This window comes from Rhizobium sp. P1_E1 (assembly GCF_056406015.1).
The window spans coordinates 16,977-33,858 of record NZ_JBFUAY010000002.1 but is presented as its reverse complement, the minus strand read 5'-3'; the positions used below and the strand labels follow the sequence as shown (position 1 = coordinate 33,858).

The following is a 16,882-nucleotide window of genomic DNA, read 5'->3' as shown; positions in this document are numbered from 1 at the left end:
GCCATGTTCGATGCGCAGGAAAATGCACCCTGACATTTATTTTGATAATCTGCTTAAATCGGGAAGGATCATCAACTCTCAGCGGATAATCCGAGGGCAATATGGATCGGCTGACAAGCCTCACAGTCTTTGGCCGGGTGGTGGAATGCGGTGGTTTTTCCGCCGCCGCGCGCCGGCTCAACATGTCCGTCACCATGGTCGGCAACCACGTGCAATCGCTGGAGGACCGGCTCGGCGTGCGGCTGCTTAACCGCACGACGCGCAAGGTCAGCCTGACCGAAACCGGCAAATATTACTATGAGCGCTCTTTGCAGATCCTGGCCGAGCTGGAAGAGGCGGACCGGACGGCAGGCGCGCTGAGTTCGACGCCGCGCGGCACGTTGAAGGTCTATACCAGCAGCGCCATCGTGCGTTTCCTCTCGCCTGTCGTCAGCGAATTTATGGAGCTCTATCCCTCGATCTCACTCGATTTCAGCGTCGGCGAGCGGATGGTCGACATGATCGAGGATGGCTACGATCTGGTGATGCGCACCGTACTGCCGCCGGATTCGTCGCTCGTCGCGCGCAAGCTGACGCCCTGGCGCCATATGCTCGTCTGCTCGCCGGCCTATTTCGAGAGCCGTCCGATGCCGAAGACGCCGGCCGAGGTCGCCGATCACAATTGCCTGCAATATGCCTATTACCCCTATGGCGACGAATGGCGCTTCGAGGATGGCGAGGGCAAAAAGGAGAGCGTCAAGATCAGCGGCAATGTCGTCTCCAACAGTGCCGAGATGCTGCGCTTCCTGACGCTGACCGGGCGGGGCATCTTCCTGGCGCCGAGTTTCGTGGTGTTCGATGACATCGCCGAAGGGCGGCTGGTGAAGATCATGCCGGACTACCGGCCGATCGAATTCAACATCAACGCCGTCTATCCCAACCGCAGCCACCTGCCGACCAAGGTGCGGCTGTTCATCGATCTCTTGGCGGAGAGATTTGCGGAACATCGGAAGTGGATGACGTGAGGGTGCGCCCCGGGTAGGCCTGCTCTCACTTTTTTTTGCGAATGGGCTCGGGTGTGGCTGGCACCGACCGCGCCGGCCCTGCGCTTGCGCTTCGGGCGTTCGCCACTGCAATCGATTCACTGGATCGCTTGCTCCCGCTTCGCGGGATCGTGGCTCACTCCTCGCTTTCGCTGCGGCCGTAGGCCCAGTCCATGTAGAGTTCCAGCGCCTTGCGGGTGACCGGGCCTTCCTGGAGGTTGCGGTCGTCGAGGCGGGTGACGCTGACGACCTTGGAATAGTTGCCGGTGGTGAAGATCTCGTCGGCTTRCATGAAATCCTCGACGGAGAGCGTTGCCTCGTGCACGTCGAAACCGGCCTGGCGCAGCAGGCCGATGACGCGGGCGCGGGTGATGCCGGCGAGGAAGGTGCGGTTGGCGGCCGGCGTCATCACCACGCCGTCCCTGACCATGAAGATGTTCGAGGAAGCGGTCTCGACGACGTTGCCATTCAGGTCGCGCACCAGCGCATTGTCGAAACCGCGGCTGCGCGCTTCGGCGATCATGCGGCCGCTGTTTGGATAGAGCGAGCCGGTTTTCGCCTCGGTCATCGCGGTTTCCGGCGAGGGGCGGCGATAGGGCGAGACGGTGAGGCTGGTGCCGCCATGGCCGCCCATCGGCGCCTCGAACAGGCAGAGCGCGAAGCGGGTCGATTCCCCGTCGACGGCGACGACGCTGCCGGGCGAACCGTGTTCGCCCCAGTACATCGGCTTGATATAGATTGCCGTCGCACCGTCGAATTTCGCAACGCCTTCCCAGGCAAGTGCGGCAATCTCCTCGGCTGATTTTACCGGCTTCAGGCCCATGGCGAGTGCCGAGCGGTTGATGCGCTGGCAGTGCAGGTCGAGATCCGGCGCGATGCCGTCGAACCAGCGCGCGCCGTCGAAGACCGTCGAGCCCAGCCACATGGCGTGCGAGGTCGGCCCGATCAGCGGCGGATTGCCAGGGAGCCACTCCCCGTCGACATGGGTCCAGGTGGTTGAACGGGGTGATGTATCGACGGCCATGATGGTTTCCTCCTGAAGCCGGAGAAGGAAAAACCGCCGCGGCAAGCCGGGTCAAGGACAAATCCCGAGCGGAAACGCGGAAGCAAGAAAATGCCGGGGAATGGCGGCAGGCCGCAATATTCGTGCGCAGCAAGGCGGCTTCATCGATGGGTGCATCAGCAAAAATGATGGAATGGAATGTTGGAATGGCTACCTGCCGCATGTCATCATGCGCGCAATCACGGACAGACAGCAAGGGAAGACGCCGATGAAAGCCATGTTCTACGAAGCCTTCGAACAGGCGCCCGAAATCCGCACCCTGCCCGATCCGACGCCAACCGAGGACGGCGTCGTCATAGCGGTCGGGGCCAGCGGGCTCTGCCGTAGCGACTGGCACGGCTGGATGGGCCACGACCCGGATATCCGCCTGCCGCATGTGCCGGGACACGAGCTTGCCGGGCGGATCGTCGCCACCGGCCGCGGCGTGATGCGCTTCAAGGTCGGCGACCGGGTGACCGTGCCCTTCGTTTCCGGCTGCGGCCATTGCAGCGAATGCCATTCCGGCAACCAGCAGGTCTGCCCGAACCAGTTCCAGCCGGGCTTCACCCATTGGGGATCGTTCGCCGAATATGTGGCGATCGATTATGCCGACACCAATCTGGTGCACCTGCCCGATACGATCGACGATGCGACGGCGGCAAGCCTCGGCTGCCGCTTCGCCACTTCGTTTCGCGCCGTCGCCGACCAGGCCCGCACCGGGCCCGGCGAATGGATCGCCGTGCATGGCTGCGGCGGCGTCGGCCTGTCGGCGATCATGATCGCCACGGCGCTCGGAGCGAATGCGATCGGCATCGACATTTCCGAGGAGAAGCTTGCCTTTGCGCGGGATTGCGGGGCGGTGGCGACGGTCAATGCGTCAGGTCTCGCCGACGTGGCGGAAACGGTGCGCGAAATCACCAAGGGCGGCGCGCATGTCTCGATCGATGCGCTCGRCCATCCCGTCACCTGCTTCAACTCGATCAAGAATCTGCGCCGGCGCGGGCGGCATGTACAAGTGGGGCTGATGCTGGGTGAACACGCAACGCCGCAGATTCCAATGGCGCAGGTGATCGGCCACGAGCTGGAAATCTACGGCAGCCACGGCATGCAGGCCTGGCGTTACGACGCCATGCTGTCGATGCTTTCGGCCGGCAAGATCGCGCCGCAGAAGCTGATCGGACGGCGGGTCAGCCTCGAGGAGGCGGTGCCGGCGCTGATGGCACTCGACAAGGCTGAGGCCACGGGAATCAGCGTAATCACCAGGTTCTCATGAAGCGCGACTCCACCCTCCCCTCCTGTGGCGAGCACGGGAACCAGGGAGAGCGGGCCGGGCTTAGAACCTTATTCAGCTACGCCGATCGAGGCGAGAAAAGCTGATGAAGCCGGGATCTTGGACTTATCCTTGATCTCGATGATGAGGCGCGGATTGCTTTCGAGTTTGGCAAGGGCCCTGAAGACGGCGTGCCAGTGGATCGAGCCCTCACCGAGGCTCCAATGGCGATCGGCATATCCGTCGGCATCCTGCAGGTGGACATGCTGCAGGCGATTGCCGGCGGCCTTGACGTAATAATCGACCGGCGGGGCACCGGTATAGCCATGGGCATAATGGGCGTGGCCGGTATCGATCGAGACGGCGACGGCGGGCGAGTTAAAGCTCTCGGCAAGCGCCACGCGAATATGCGGATCCTTGTCCTCGATGTTCTCGATGACCATGGTGCAGCCGATATCCTCGGCGCGCCTGACGGCATCGCGCAGGGTCGTGTGCGTGCGCTCGACCAAGGCCTCGCGGGCGCCGGCATTGTCGTCGAGATTGTTGTAGGACCATGACGTAAAGGGACTGTGGATGACCATTTGGGTTGCGCCGATGGCGGCGCAGACATCGAGCCCCTGCAGCAGGCGCCTAGTGACGATGCCACGGATATCAGGATCTTCCGAGGCGATGGTGAAGCCCCAGAACGGGCCGTGAATGCCGAGGCGGCCGCCATGACCGTCGAGAAGCCTTCTGGCGCGGGCGGCAAGCGGCGCCCAGTCGCCGTTCAGAATCTCGGCATCGACGAAGCTCTGCAATTCGAGATCGCGGGACTTTTCGAACAGCCAGTCACGGTGAAGTTCGACTTCATCGAGCGTCATGGCAGCGCCGACGACGGGAAGAGTAGACATGGATGCGCTCCATCAATGTGAATGATCAATGTGAATGCCGGGACGGCGTGGAATGACGGCCCCCAAGAACGGCTAAGAACGGCCGCCGCGTTCTATGCACCCCTTCTGTGTCGGCGGTATTACAGGCGCCGAGCCTTTCGAACTCTCCGGCCTCAGTCATTTCCGCATAGCTGATGCGGCATTGGCGGACCTTGCGGAAACGCCCCGACGTACCGATATCGGCCCCGACAGTCTCGTGACGCAGTGGCGCGCGAGCGGCGCTGAACCCCTGGCAACGGAGCCGTTTGTTCATCGCTTCGACCGATGTAGCGCGTTTCTTTGAAAGCGTTCGGCGATGTTACTCCCAACAACAGGGCGGGTTGTCAAAGGCGTCGCAAAGGTCTAACGGCTGCGCCCGCAAGAAAAAGCCCATAAGAAGAAGCCCTGTAAGAAAAAGAAAGAGACATGATGTCCAACTCATTTGTGAAAATGCCTGCGAGCGACGAGGCAAAGCGGTTTTTCGTCCTCGGCGACCGGGTCGAGCGGCGGCTTAGAATTAGCGGAGCCTGGCTCAATATCTTCGACGTCACCGTGCCATCAGGCAGCCGGACGCCGAAACATGCGCATGCGAGCCCGGAAGTGTTCCGCATCATCGAGGGAAAGCTGACGATCTGGCGCCTGAGCGACAGCGGCCCCGAAGAGATCGAAGCCAGCGCCGGCGACATCGTCACCATCCCGCCCTTCATGGTGCACGGCTATTCCAACCGCGGAACCGTTCCCGTGGTCTTTTCCGCGGTCGTCGATCGAGACATGGCCGAGTTTATCGAAGCGGAAGGCACGACCGAGCCACCGAAGGTCAGCCCTTCGGCGGAAACCATCGCTCGCATGACTGCGGCCGCCAATTCGTACGGGATCACCATCCTCGCGGCCTAGCGGCCGCATCTGGGGGCGTCATTCCGCGGCCATGCTCTCCACGCCTGGGGAACTTGGCCGGAGAGCTGCAACTGCAAAGGAAGCGAGTTCATGAGCTGATAGCTCACCGTGGCTCCAAGGCAGGGCGCCAATAATTCTGGGGTCCCATAAGGAGATGATTGAGGCGCAAAAGCAGGATGCGGCCGCGTCAACATTCCTCGGAACGAACTCTTCATTCGCGATGCCGGCGCAAACGAGCTCCCTCACATGCGCCTCAAGTCGTTTCAGATGGTCTCTGAATGATGGCCGACTGCCGTCTGCGGCGAGAACAACGAGGTCGAACATCTGGCTGTCGCCGAGACGTGCCTGCAGCATCAGGCGGTGTTGCCCGAGCGCGGTTTTTTTCAGGCGGCTCGCCGCACTGGTGAGCTCGCCGTCGGCAGACGGAGTGAAGCGGAGGTCAGTTTCGAAAAAATTCCCGGCGATGGCATCCCAAATCGCCGCCTTGGAGGGGAAGATTTTGTACACACTTGCCGGCGACTTCCCCAGCAGTCGAGCAATATCGACGACGTTTGTTTTCGTGGGCCCGTACAGCCGGCACGCTGCCGTGCCGGCTTCGACGATCGAGGAGATGTAATCAGCTCGCGGCTGGTTTTTTACAGTCGTGCCAACTTCCATTTGCCAATCCTATCTAGTCCGCATGCTGGACGGGTCTCAGACCGCTCTGATCGAGGCGGCTGACGATCAGTACGCAATCTGACCATCCACCATCTTTCCCCCATTCGAGGAGAGCTCCCGCTTCAGGATTTCTCGCGCCTCCGGGCTGATGACCGCGACTGGAGCCGCAACGGCTACGCGCGCTGCCGAGCCGGCGAAAATGGCCGCCGTCATCCCGATCTGATCGGCAACGCTTGCCTCTCTACCCTCGAGGCTCTGCCCTGCCAGCCGCCGCCCGAGCAGGCGCACGATCTCAGGACTGTCGGCGAAGGCATTGTGGCCGAGCGGATCATTCGTCGCGATGGCGCTGGTATCGATAACGGAAACGCCGAGTTGGTCGAGAAGAGGCGCGTAGGGTCTGAGATCGGACCCGCCGACGCGGCTAACGCCACCCGATAACCAGCTCGACATCTCCAGCGCCTTGTCACGTGTCGATGTCAGGATCACAAAGTGTGGCCGCTTCGCCCCCATCTCGGTGAACTGGCGACGGAACACGTCGATATCGATGTCCGGCGATGCGAGAACAACGTTCTTCACCTTCGTCGGGATTGATTTCTCGCGCATGGCGACGCCACGCAGCGCCTCGGCCGCAAGCCAGCCGCCCATGGAATGGGCGAGGATCGTCACATCGGAGACGTCGGGACTGTTCACAGCCTGGAGGATCAGATCCTCCAGAGCGCGACGCGAATAGTTGGCGCTCTCCTTGTCATAGAGGTAATCGAAGACACGGCCCCTTGATGGCCAGGTGAAGAGGATCGGTGCGGCGTCGGTTCCCGAGTCATGGACGATCTGCGCGAAGCGGAAGACGGCATCGGCATAGGTGTTGTTGAAGCCATGCACGAAAATGATGACCTGATGCTTGGTGTTTCGATTCTTCCGGTACCAGTCGAACGCCTGGCCCTCGGATTGCACCTTGGCAACCTGCGTGACCGCAAACTGCTTTTGCGGGTTGGGCGGCATGCGGGACGGCCACTGCACCTCTCCGATCTTGCGGTTCCGATCGGGCGGGATGGATACGTCGACGCTGTTAAGGGAAATCGCCGTCCCGCGGTCGCCGGAAAAGAGTTTGCCGGGATCCTCCGAAGGCTTGCGCGTCGTGGCGACGAGCATGGTGACCCGGCTCGTGCCGGCCGGGGCCACGGCGAGAGGCTGCAGGACATCCTGCACCCGGTTGGCGCAACCCGATGTAACGAGTGACAGGGCCACAAGGACCAGGACGGCGCGGCCCAAGCGGGCAGCGATCGCCTTGCCGAACCCAAACCCAAAGCTGGTGAGACCCTGGGCAATGCGCCCAGGGAGTGAGAGGGATGTGGTCATCTCAGTGCTGCTCGGCTTCGCGAAGAATCCGGAACCAGGCGACGTAGAGCGCCGGCAGGAAGAGAAGCGTCAGCGCCGTTCCGACGACGATCCCACCCATCATCGCGTAAGCCATCGGACCCCAGAAAATCTCATGCGAGATCGGGATCAGGGCCAGAGTCGCGGCCGCGGCAGTGAGCATGATCGGCCGCATGCGGTGTTCGGTCGCCTCCACCACCGCCTTCCATGCCGACATTCCCTCTGCACGCAGCTCCTCGATCTGCACGATCAGGATCACGGAGTTGCGGATGAGGATTCCGACCAGCGCGAGCACACCCAGGAGTGCGACGAACCCAAGCGGCGAGTTGCTGGCGAGCAGTGCCACGACGACGCCGATAAGGGCCAGCGGCGCCACCGAGAAGACCAGGAACAGCCTGTGGAAGCTCTGAAGCTGGATCATCAGCAGCGTCGCCATGATGACGAACATAGCCGGCGCCACCTTCGCGATCGGACCTTGCGACTTGGCGCTTTCCTCGACCGCGCCGCCGATCTTGACCGAATACCCGGCCGGCATCGTCTTTTCGAAAGCTGAAACCTTGTCGGAGAGTGCCTTCACCACCGTCGCCGGCTGCGTCGCATCGCCGATCCCGGCCTTGATCGTGATGGTCGGAATTCTGTCGCGGCGCCAGATTGTCGGCTGTTCGAGCTCGTAGTGGAAGGTTGCGACCGATGACAGCGGGACGGATTGACCGCTGCTGCTTTGCAGTTGCAGGTCAAGCAGGGTGTCGATCGAGCCGCGCTCCTTTTCCGCGGCACGACCGATGACATCGACCAGATAGATGTCGTCCCGGACCTGCGTTACGGCATTTCCTTGTACGACAGTGTTGAGCGCCATTGCGATGTCCTGGGACGAGACGCCGAGCTGTCTGGCCTTGTCCTGCAACACGTCTATCTTCACGACACGGGCCGGCTCGTTCCAGTCGAAGGCAATGTTCCTGAGGGAAGGATAAGTGCCGACAATCGAGCCCAGCTTCTGTGCCAGGTCGCGCACCGTCTGCAGATTTTCGCCGGACACACGGTACTGGATCGGCTTGCCAACCGGAGGCCCGATGTCCAGAAGCTTCACGTAAGCGTCCGTTCCCGGAAACGTCTTCTGAAGGTAGGTTTCCATCTGCTGCTTCAGCTTGTCCCTGACGTCCAGTCCCTTGGTGACAATGACCGTCTGGCCGAAAGAAACGTCAGCCGGCTGCACGTCGAAGGAAAGAACGAAGCGCGGCGCACCCCTGCCAACGTATGTCGACCAATGCTCGATGCCAGGGTTGTCAGTCAGCATCTCATGCTCGAACTGGGCCATCTGGCGGCTCGTTTCAGCGATCGAGCTGTTCTGCGGCAGGTTCCAGTCGACGATCAGTTCCGGACGGTCAGAGCTCGGGAAGAATTGCTGTTGCACCATCGACAGGCCAACGATTGATCCAGCGAAGAGAAGGACTGTTGCGATGATCGTCATCCAGCGCCAGCGCAGGCAGAATTGCAGCACGTTCGAAAACGCCTTCGCAAACCAACCCTTGTGCTCAGCGTGCTTCTTCATTGTCTTTGGTAAAATGGTCACCCCGATCAGGGGCGTGAACACGACCGCGACCACCCATGAAACGACGAGCGAAACCGCAATGACGACAAAGAGCGTGAAGGTGAACTCGCCGGCGTTGCTCTTGTTGAAAGCGACGGGGATGAAGCCCGCGACCGTAACCAGAGTGCCGGTCAACATGGGAAACGCAGTCGATGTGTAGACGTAGGTGGCGGCCTTCGTGAGACTGTCGCCCGCTTCCAGCCGTGCAACCATCATCTCGACGGCGATCATGGCGTCGTCGACGAGGAGGCCGAGCGCGATGATCAGCGCTCCAAGCGAGATGCGCTGCAGCGATATGCCGGTGTAGAACATGACCATGAACGTGATGGCGAGAACGAGCGGGATCGCGATTGCCACCACCAGGCCGGCCCTCATCCCCAGACTGATGAAGCTGATCGCGAGCACGATCGCGACTGCCTCGAACAGAGCTTTCGTAAAGCCGCCGACTGCCTCCTCAACCACCTTCGGTTGGTCGGATACCTGTTCGACGGAGACGCCGACCGGAAGCTCCTGGGTGATTTTGCTCATCGTCTTGTCAAGCGCTTCGCCGAAGGCAAGCACATTGCCGCCCGTCTTCATGCCGATCGCGAGCCCGATGGCGGGCTTTCCGTTGAAGCGGAAGAGCGACGTCGGCGGGTCAACGTAGCCACGGGAGATGGTGGCGACGTCGGTCAGCGGGAAGAAGCGGTCGTTTACTCGAAGATTGATCCCCCGCAGGGTGTCTTCGGAGATGAAACGCCCGCCGACCCGCAAAGCGACTCGCTCCGGCCCCGTTTCGACAAAGCCGGACTGGGTTACGGCGTTCTGCGCCTGGAGCGTGGCAATGATGGCGGAGCGGTCGATGCCGAGAGCGGCGATCTTGCGGGTGGAGAACTCGAGGTAGATCACCTCGTCCTGCGCACCGACGATGTCGACCTTGCCGACGTCGGGGATGTTGAGGATCTGCGTTCGGGCACCCTCTGCGAAATCGCGCAGTTCTCTCTGACTGAGGCCGTCCGCCGTGAAGGCAAAGATATTGCCATAGACGTCGCCGAACTGGTCATCGAAGAAGGGGCCGACCACGCCTTGGGGGAATTCGTGCTTGATATCGTCAATCAAGTTGCGGACGCGCGACCAGGTGGGCTTTACGTCCCGTGCGTTCGTATCCGGCAGCAAATCGACGAAGACGATCGTTTGACCGGCAGTCGTAATGCTGCGGGTATGTTCCAGTTTGTCGAGTTCCTGGAGCTTCTTTTCGATGCGGTCGGTAACCTGCTGCGTCACCTCCTGTGCAGAAGCGCCCGGCCACTGGGCCTGGATCACCATCGTCTTGATCGTGAAGGACGGATCCTCCTCGCGGCCGAGCCCGAGATAGGCAAAGGCGCCCGCCGCCGCGAACATAATCATGAAGTACCAGACGAGAGAACGATGCTCGAGCGCCCAGTCAGAAAGGTTGAATTTGTTCACGGGCGTGGCTCCTGTCCGAGTTGCACTTTCTGTCCATCGGTGAGTTCATCGACTCCGGCGATGACGATCTCTTCCCCTTCCCGCAGGCCCGCTTGAACCAGGACAGAACGGGGGGCGGACGCCGGACCTTCCAGTTCAACCGCTCTCGGAGCGACAGTGGCTGTCGAGCGATCTACCACCCATACCTGGCTGGTGCCGCCTTCATGGCGAATGGCGGAGAGCGGCAGCGTGATCGCCTGCTTCCTTTCTCCGACAAGCGGCGTCGCGGTGACCACGGCGCCAAGGCGGAAGATGTCCGGCGCCTGATCGATCCCGATCTTCAGCCGATAGGTGCGGGTATTGGGATCGGCCTGCGGTGCGATCTCGCGGACCACGCCAGTCGCCTGGATCCTGCCGTCGAGCTGGAGGGCGACGTTGAAGCGGTCGTCCAGGCGAATGCGACTGAACTGCGTTTCCGGCATGTCGACGACCACGTCGCGCTGCTCGAGGCGTGCCAGTTTCAAGACCGGTTGGCCGGCAGAAACGGTCTGGCCCATTTCTGCGGACGTGGCGGTCACGACGCCATCGAACTCGGCCCTCAGCTCGGCGTAGCCTAGCTGCTCGCGCGCCTTCGCAAGGCTGGCCGTCGCTTTCGCAACATTGGCGGTAGCCGACTTGAGCTGCTGGTCGGCAAGATCGTGATCAGCAATGCTCGCTGCATTGCTTTGGACGAGCCTTCGCTTGCGGGTTTCCGTCGTCGCGGCGTTCTCGAACTGCGCCTGGGCGTTGTGGAATTCCGCCTCCGCGCTCGTGACCGCGAGCTGCAGAGTGAGCGGATCGATTTCCGCCAGGACATCGCCCTTGTGCACAAGGTCACCGACATCGACCTTGCGAGACACCATTCGCCCCAGCGTCCGAAACGCCAGGTCGGTCTCGATGCGGGCTCGCACCACGCCGGGCAAACTTACGATTTTGTCCTGTTCGGCCGCGGCCATGACGACTTTGACAGGGCGGGGAGCCGTCTCCTCCCCCGCAACGGAGCTCTGATCGCAGCCTGCAAGCAGCGACACTGACAGAAGAAGCGGGAGAGAGGTATATATGCGATTGAGGGTCATCTCACTTGCCTTCCCAGGCGACGGCCTGGCCTTCCTTGAGGAACTTTCCGCCTTCGGTGACGATCAGGTCTTGTGCGGCGACGCCGCCGGTGACGACGAAATCGCTTTGGCGATATCGGTCGACCGAGATCTTACGGAGCGAAACGGATTGGTTTTGAGTGTTGACGAGCCACACGGCAGGTTCGCCCCCGGCTGATCCGGATCGTGCCTGCCTTCGCGTCTATGACGGGAGAGACCTCGCGAATGCTGGCGTGGACGTCGCTCGCAAGATCGGAGACCGGTGCGACCTCGACGTCGTTCAGCGGCCGGCCATCCAGAAAGAACGCCTCGAAGACGTCGAACACTGCGTCTCGTGGCCCGTCATGGGCGAGCGTGAAGGCCGACTGCGCTGCTGACACCACCTGCCCGGCTTCGATGCTGCGCGCCGTGATGATGCCGTCCGCGGCGGCCTTCAGCTCGGTATAGGACAGAGCGTCCTCTGCCGTCGCGAGCGCGGCCTCGGCGGCCTCGAGGGAAGCCTGTGCGCTCAGCAGCTCCTTCTGGGCATCATCAAAGACCGCCCTCGGAACGGCCTGCGACTGCAGGAGTGACTTCGCCTGGTCGAAGGCGAGCGTCTTCTGCGCAACGACGGCCTGCGCCGACGCCAGCGCGGCACGGGCGACGCTGACGTCCGCCTGCTGTTCCGTGTCGTTGAGCCGGGCGAGGACGTCGCCGGCGTGGACATGCGATCCGACGTCGACCCTTCTCTCAAGAACCCGGCCGCTGACGCGAAAGGAGAGTTCGGTCTGGACCCTCGCCTTCACCTCGCCGGTGATTTCCGCACCCGGCTGATACTGAGCCTCGGCTGCCGCGACGACGCGGACTTGCTGCTGCGGCGGCGCAACTTCAGCTTTCTCTTCGCAGGCAGCCAGGACTGCGCAGGCGAGACCAATTCCCAGCAATCGAAAGGACTGCATTTTTGCTCCTAACAGGCCATCGCCCGATGTTGACAACGCCCACTTAATAGCTAAAGTAGACGATGTCAACATCTCCGTCAGAAAATGTTGACACACGCAACATGGGCATGGGTGAAGCAGATGCGGTTAGCCGCCGGACAGCCGAATAATTCCAATTGGATGATGGAACGAGTTGTTAAAAAAACATCGCGGGCGGAACGGAAGGCGCGGCGTCCCCATGAAATACTGGAGGCCGCGTTCGAGGAGTTTGCGGCAAAAGGTTATGCGGCAACGCGAGTTGAAGATGTCGCAACCCGACTGCGGATAACAAAGGGAACGGTCTACCTCTATTTCCCGACCAAGGATGTTCTTTTCCAGGAGATGTTTCGTCACGCGTCGACGTCATCCGCAGACCTGTCGACCGCCATCGGCAGCCTTCGGGGATCCTGCGCCGATAGGATCCGCGACCTACTGCTTATCGCTTATGAAAATACGGCCAACGACCGAAAGACGAGAGAACTCCTGCGCTTGTCCGTCGCCGAAGGAACTCGTCTTCCCGAAATGGTCGATTGCCGTCATGAGCTATTCATCGCACCGACGCTTGCAGCCCTCACGGCCTTGGTCGAGGAAGGCGTGAAATCGGGAGAGTTGAGACATGATACGGCCACCGATACGCCTGACGTGCTCGCGAGTTCGATTTTTCAGATTGCCGTCTGGCATCTCATGCTTGCCGATCGAAAGCCGATCGACGGCAGGGCGCTTATGGAGGCGCACCTTAACCTCGTTATGAACGGGCTTCTGCGGCGTTCGAAACGAATGGCCTGATTTGGCGAGGTGCGTCAGGGCGGACGGAGCTGTGCAACTTTCGATGCTGGCAAAGGCCGGATACGTCGTGCGACGTATCCGGCCTTTGCCTCTTCCCACGCTGAGCTGAATCTAATTGCCGCTAGGAACGCGATTGTCATCCGACGGCGGGACTTCGCCCGTGACCGTGATGTTTCCCTGGATCTTATAGACGATCCGTAGATTGGCGGCCGCAGCCTGAAGCCAACCGACCGCATCCTCCGATGACCATGCCGTGCCCTCCGGTGGCAGGCTCTCAAACAGGCCGGCAATCAGCGGATTGACAGACTGGGACCTGCCATTGCCGCCGCTCTGGTTCGACCCGCCCTCTCCGCTGCCAACGGGCCGGTCGGAGCGGCTCTGATCGGAAGAGCTCGCATATTCCCCGCCAGATGAGCCTGAAGACCTGGCGTGAGACGAACCTGAAGAGCCCGCCTGGGACGAACCCGACGACGACGCGTCGGCAGAACCCGAAGAGGTGCGGTGGGACGAACCCGAGGACGCTGTGCCAGAGGAACCTGCAGCGGATCCAGACTGGTATCCGTCGGAAGAATATGTCGTTCCGCCGGTGCTGGAGGCGGCTGCCGCACCGGTGACGACGCCTGCCGCATACCCGCCCAGAACATATGCTCCGCGGCGATAGTATCCACGACCATAATCCCCACCGCCATACTCTCCGTCACCGTAGTCGCCGACGCCGTGGTCTCCACGACCATAGTATCCACGGCCAAAGTATCCGTTGCCGTTGCCGGAGACTTTGACATCGCCGGAATTGTTGACGGTGACATTGCCCGAGTCCTTTGCGGCGATGTTGCCGCCGGAGTTCATGAAGGTGCGGTTCCCGTTGATGTTACCGCCCGAGTTCAGCGTGTTGCGGATATTTCCAGACGCGTTACTCCCCCCGCGGCCAGGCCCTTCCGCCAATCGCCCCTTTGCGCCGCCGACACCTGGCATAAGAGTACGTGGGTTCGCCGGAGGGCGGTTCTGAGCGCTCACCGGCGGCCGACGGTGGTTCGCCATTGGTGGACGCGGAGTGCGGCCTATCTGCGGACGTGGGCCCCCGCTTGGCCCGCCCGACGGGAAATGCGGTGGCCCTCCAGACGGCAGGGACGGCGGGCCGCCAGGGGGCGGCGCAAACTGACCGAAGGCAACGTCCGATGTGATGGCCGTTAAAGCGAGAAAAGCAAGGCAGGTGCGCTTGAGATGGTTCATCACTTCCTCCCCTCGGTTCCCGACGCGACGGCTGGTGTCGGGTCGATCTTTTTCACATCAGCAGGAGGTTCAAAGGTGAATTCGGAGTCGGACAGAGGGGGCTCGGTCGTCCAACTGGTGAATTCGGCAACAAAGCTTGGTTGGCCCTGCAGCAACGGGTAGGTGACGACCAAGCGATGCGGCGTCGCCGCGTCATTCTTCTCGAGCCACAATTCCACATCGATGCCGGACTTCTGTGAGAAAAGCAGATGCCGGCACTCGACCCCGTCGATGGTAGCCATGCCCACCTGCTCGGCCGCCATGGCATCGCCCAGCAGCACTTCGTCTGGAGAGCCCGCAAAAAGGACGCCGAGCGGAAAATCGAGGTCCAGCTTGTCTGCGATCTCGTCGAGCGCGGACGATATGTCGCCCGACGCGGGGATCGTCATGTATTTCTTTCTGTCGGGAAAGAAGACCGAGGCCGCCTTGCCGTCGTAGAAGAGATCGTGTCTGCCGTCATCGCCGATAAACTCGACGGCGATCCGATCGGGCCGGCGGGCGGCGATTTTGATCGTATGGAAGATGTGAAGCGGTTGTCCGAATTCGTCCAGATAGACGCTGATCGTTCTTGCCGTGACCGACAGGTCCCTGGCGTGCAGCGTCTTTCCCATCTGCGAAACGGCGGTCGCGGCCTCGTCGCTGATCGCTGGCTTGAACGGAGGTGTCGGTTCATCCGCGCGGGCTGTCGGCAGTGTGGCGAATCCCACAAGAATGCCGAACGCGGCAGTCTGCCCGACATTCCGCAGTATCGCAGTCACTCCACGCACGCTTACGCCGTCGACAGAGCGGTTCGTTGCCACCGAAGGTCGCCGGGCCTTCGCGAGGGCCCGCCGCAAACCATTACAGACTTCCATGTTCATTTCCTTTGATACTAATCCAGATAGCGCGAGCCTACTGCGGCTCGTCGCGAGGTAGAGTTGGTCCGGGGTGTTGGAGCGTTTCTGTCGCACGGCGCCGCAAAGGGTGTCGTCCGTCTGTCCGCAATCGATCCTACTGCATGAACCAGCCGTGGCTCACGACCAGCGACTGACCCGTCACGGCATTGGACTTGGCCGCCGCGAAATAGAGAACAGCGTCGGCCACATCATCGGTGCTGGTAAACTCGCCGTCGACCGTATCCTTGAGCATCACCGTCTTGACCACCTGCTCCTCGCTGATGCCGAGCTCCCGTGCCTGCTCCGGGATCTGTTTGTCGACGAGCGGCGTGCGCACGAAGCCGGGACAGACGACGTTGGCCGTGACGTTGTGCTCGGCTCCCTCCTTTGCCAGTACCTTGGCCAGTCCGATCAGTCCGTGCTTGGCCGTGACATAGGGCCCCTTCAGCTTCGAGGCTTCCTTGGAGTGCACGGAACCCATGTAGATCACCCGGCCATAATTGGCGGCATACATGTGCTTGAGGCACGCGCGAGTGGTCAGAAAGGCGCCGTCGAGATGGATCGAAAGCAGCTTTCTCCAGTCGGCAAAGGGAAAGTCGACCAGCGGCTTGACGATCTGGATGCCAGCATTGCTGACCAGCACGTCGATCTTGCCGAACCTGGCGATCACCTCGACAACGGCCTTTTCCACCTGCTCTTCGTCGGCGACGTTCATCGCCACCGCGAATGCATCGCCGCCCTTGCTTTTGACCTCGGCGGCCGTTGCGTTCGCGGCGTCAAGATTGAGGTCGGCGATCACGGGAATGCCGCCTTCGGCAGCGAAGCGAAGCGCGATCTCCTTGCCGATGCCGCTCGCGGCTCCGGTGACAATCGCCACTCTTCCATCAAATCGAGACATGGATAGTTCCTTTCAGTTGCGGGAGATCAGTCGTTTTGGAGGTAGTCGAACACGACCTCGCCGAGGCCGAGCGTCAGGTCGGCGATATAATGGCTGGCCGACGTGACCTCCCGCACGGGCAGCCGCGCGACATCGCACATCGCGTGTTCAAACAATTGCAGGGCTGCCGGGCCGGCCCATGCGCCCTTCAGGGTCACATCCTCGAGATAGTAGCGCACGAGTTCGCAAATCCGGGGCGAACCGTCGACGTGCGGGATGATCTTCAACATGAAGGCGGGCTTCGCCATTGCCTTGGCCAGCGGCTCCAGCGGGAACTCGCGATGCTTGTAGCCCATGGTCGCCCTCACGCAGAGAACCGAGCCATAGTGCAGCGTTCCGACGAGCGTCTCCTGCTCGTGCGACAGTTTCGGCGTTGCCAGCTTCTTCGGAAAGCCCCAGATCTCACGGCCGCCGGCGATCGGAGAGCTGTCGTCAAGGTACATGGCATGCACGTAGCTGCCTTCCTGCACCTTGCCCGATGGCGTCGTGAAGCGCACCGGAATGACCTGCCCGGTTTCCGTATAGTCCCCGAAGCCGGTCGAATCCGGCATGCGGATGAATTCATAGGCGACGGTGTCGCCGATCACTTCCAGCGGCTCCGGCACGACGGCGCGCAGGGCCTCCGGATTGGTCCGGTAGTTGATGACGACAAATTCGCGGTTGTAGAACTTGTAGGGTGGCCTCGGATAGGCCGGATTGTTGAGCGGCATCGCGAAGGCATTTTCGCGGACTGCGGCGATCTTCAT

At 61.6% G+C, this 16,882-nt stretch carries 14 protein-coding genes and 1 pseudogene; 4 read left to right on the top strand and 11 right to left on the bottom strand.

All coding sequences use genetic code 11. The features are described from left to right. The first annotated feature begins 101 nt into the window (after positions 1-101). Positions 102-1,004, top strand: coding sequence for a LysR family transcriptional regulator (locus tag AC1D1Z_RS01570; protein ID WP_018446283.1), 903 nt, complete (start codon positions 102-104; stop codon positions 1,002-1,004). Positions 1,005-1,158: 154 nt separating this feature from the next. On the opposite strand, the gene AC1D1Z_RS01565 is transcribed toward AC1D1Z_RS01570, so the two are convergent. Next, positions 1,159-2,046 carry a branched-chain amino acid aminotransferase gene (locus AC1D1Z_RS01565; RefSeq protein ID WP_477849273.1) on the bottom strand — a complete coding sequence of 296 codons (888 nt, stop codon included), beginning with the start codon at positions 2,044-2,046 and terminating at the stop codon, positions 1,159-1,161. 247 nt (positions 2,047-2,293) lie between these two features. On the opposite strand from AC1D1Z_RS01565, the gene AC1D1Z_RS01560 reads away from it, so the two are divergent. Further along, the gene (locus tag AC1D1Z_RS01560) at positions 2,294-3,337 is read left to right on the top strand and encodes a zinc-dependent alcohol dehydrogenase family protein (protein WP_477849271.1); all 1,044 of its coding nucleotides are present in this window, start codon (positions 2,294-2,296) and stop codon (positions 3,335-3,337) included. Positions 3,338-3,405: 68 nt separating this feature from the next. Here AC1D1Z_RS01560 and AC1D1Z_RS01555 read toward each other — a convergent pair whose 3' ends face one another. Further along, positions 3,406-4,224, bottom strand: a complete 819-nt coding sequence (locus AC1D1Z_RS01555; protein WP_439007390.1) for a sugar phosphate isomerase/epimerase family protein — start codon at positions 4,222-4,224, stop codon at positions 3,406-3,408. A gap of 444 nt (positions 4,225-4,668) precedes the next feature. Here AC1D1Z_RS01555 and AC1D1Z_RS01550 point away from each other — a divergent pair, with 444 nt between their 5' ends. Further along, positions 4,669-5,136 (top strand): cupin domain-containing protein, encoded by a 468-nt coding sequence (locus tag AC1D1Z_RS01550; RefSeq protein WP_028733833.1) that lies wholly within the window; start codon positions 4,669-4,671, stop codon positions 5,134-5,136. An 18-nt stretch (positions 5,137-5,154) separates the two neighbouring features. Here AC1D1Z_RS01550 and AC1D1Z_RS01545 read toward each other — a convergent pair whose 3' ends face one another. The 5 genes and pseudogenes from AC1D1Z_RS01545 to AC1D1Z_RS01525 form a co-directional block, all read right to left on the bottom strand. Then, complete coding sequence (locus AC1D1Z_RS01545) at positions 5,155-5,793, bottom strand: TetR family transcriptional regulator (protein WP_439007389.1); 639 nt, start codon at positions 5,791-5,793, stop codon at positions 5,155-5,157. A gap of 66 nt (positions 5,794-5,859) precedes the next feature. Continuing rightward, the gene (locus tag AC1D1Z_RS01540) at positions 5,860-7,149 is read right to left on the bottom strand and encodes an alpha/beta hydrolase (protein ID WP_439007388.1); all 1,290 of its coding nucleotides are present in this window, start codon (positions 7,147-7,149) and stop codon (positions 5,860-5,862) included. 1 nt (position 7,150) lies between these two features. Then, complete coding sequence (locus AC1D1Z_RS01535; RefSeq protein WP_439007387.1) at positions 7,151-10,201, bottom strand: efflux RND transporter permease subunit; 3,051 nt, start codon at positions 10,199-10,201, stop codon at positions 7,151-7,153. Continuing rightward, a complete protein-coding gene (locus AC1D1Z_RS01530; protein ID WP_439007386.1) occupies positions 10,198-11,295 on the bottom strand; it encodes an efflux RND transporter periplasmic adaptor subunit in 1,098 nt (365 codons plus the stop codon). The genes AC1D1Z_RS01535 and AC1D1Z_RS01530 overlap by 4 nt, the downstream gene beginning before the upstream one ends. Position 11,296: 1 nt before the next feature. Beyond that, positions 11,297-12,251, bottom strand: a pseudogene (locus tag AC1D1Z_RS01525) (efflux RND transporter periplasmic adaptor subunit). Between the two features lie 120 nt (positions 12,252-12,371). On the opposite strand from AC1D1Z_RS01525, the gene AC1D1Z_RS01520 reads away from it, so the two are divergent. Continuing rightward, positions 12,372-13,055 (top strand): TetR/AcrR family transcriptional regulator, encoded by a 684-nt coding sequence (locus AC1D1Z_RS01520; RefSeq protein ID WP_439007384.1) that lies wholly within the window; start codon positions 12,372-12,374, stop codon positions 13,053-13,055. 111 nt (positions 13,056-13,166) lie between these two features. Here AC1D1Z_RS01520 and AC1D1Z_RS01515 read toward each other — a convergent pair whose 3' ends face one another. From AC1D1Z_RS01515 to AC1D1Z_RS01500, 4 genes are all read right to left on the bottom strand, one after another. Continuing rightward, positions 13,167-13,901, bottom strand: a complete 735-nt coding sequence (locus tag AC1D1Z_RS01515; protein ID WP_439007383.1) for a hypothetical protein — start codon at positions 13,899-13,901, stop codon at positions 13,167-13,169. Positions 13,902-14,284: 383 nt separating this feature from the next. Next, positions 14,285-15,178, bottom strand: coding sequence for a DUF2092 domain-containing protein (locus AC1D1Z_RS01510; protein WP_439007382.1), 894 nt, complete (start codon positions 15,176-15,178; stop codon positions 14,285-14,287). Between the two features lie 136 nt (positions 15,179-15,314). After that, positions 15,315-16,097 (bottom strand): 3-hydroxybutyrate dehydrogenase, encoded by a 783-nt coding sequence (locus AC1D1Z_RS01505; protein ID WP_128402272.1) that lies wholly within the window; start codon positions 16,095-16,097, stop codon positions 15,315-15,317. Between the two features lie 26 nt (positions 16,098-16,123). Continuing rightward, entirely contained in the window at positions 16,124-16,882 is a 759-nt protein-coding gene (locus AC1D1Z_RS01500) for an acetoacetate decarboxylase (RefSeq protein ID WP_439007381.1), read from the bottom strand.

Coding starts and splice junctions, on each gene's coding strand:
- AC1D1Z_RS01505 (WP_128402272.1), bottom strand. CDS start 16,097: ATGTCTCGATTTGATGGAAGAGTGGCGATTGTCACCGGAGCCGCGAGC.
- AC1D1Z_RS01550 (WP_028733833.1), top strand. CDS start 4,669: ATGATGTCCAACTCATTTGTGAAAATGCCTGCGAGCGACGAGGCAAAG.
- AC1D1Z_RS01530 (WP_439007386.1), bottom strand. CDS start 11,295: ATGACCCTCAATCGCATATATACCTCTCTCCCGCTTCTTCTGTCAGTG.
- AC1D1Z_RS01510 (WP_439007382.1), bottom strand. CDS start 15,178: ATGGAAGTCTGTAATGGTTTGCGGCGGGCCCTCGCGAAGGCCCGGCGA.
- AC1D1Z_RS01545 (WP_439007389.1), bottom strand. CDS start 5,793: ATGGAAGTTGGCACGACTGTAAAAAACCAGCCGCGAGCTGATTACATC.
- AC1D1Z_RS01570 (WP_018446283.1), top strand. CDS start 102: ATGGATCGGCTGACAAGCCTCACAGTCTTTGGCCGGGTGGTGGAATGC.
- AC1D1Z_RS01515 (WP_439007383.1), bottom strand. CDS start 13,901: ATGAACTCCGGCGGCAACATCGCCGCAAAGGACTCGGGCAATGTCACC.
- AC1D1Z_RS01520 (WP_439007384.1), top strand. CDS start 12,372: ATGCGGTTAGCCGCCGGACAGCCGAATAATTCCAATTGGATGATGGAA.
- AC1D1Z_RS01555 (WP_439007390.1), bottom strand. CDS start 4,224: ATGTCTACTCTTCCCGTCGTCGGCGCTGCCATGACGCTCGATGAAGTC.
- AC1D1Z_RS01500 (WP_439007381.1), bottom strand. CDS start 16,882: ATGAAGATCGCCGCAGTCCGCGAAAATGCCTTCGCGATGCCGCTCAAC.
- AC1D1Z_RS01540 (WP_439007388.1), bottom strand. CDS start 7,149: ATGACCACATCCCTCTCACTCCCTGGGCGCATTGCCCAGGGTCTCACC.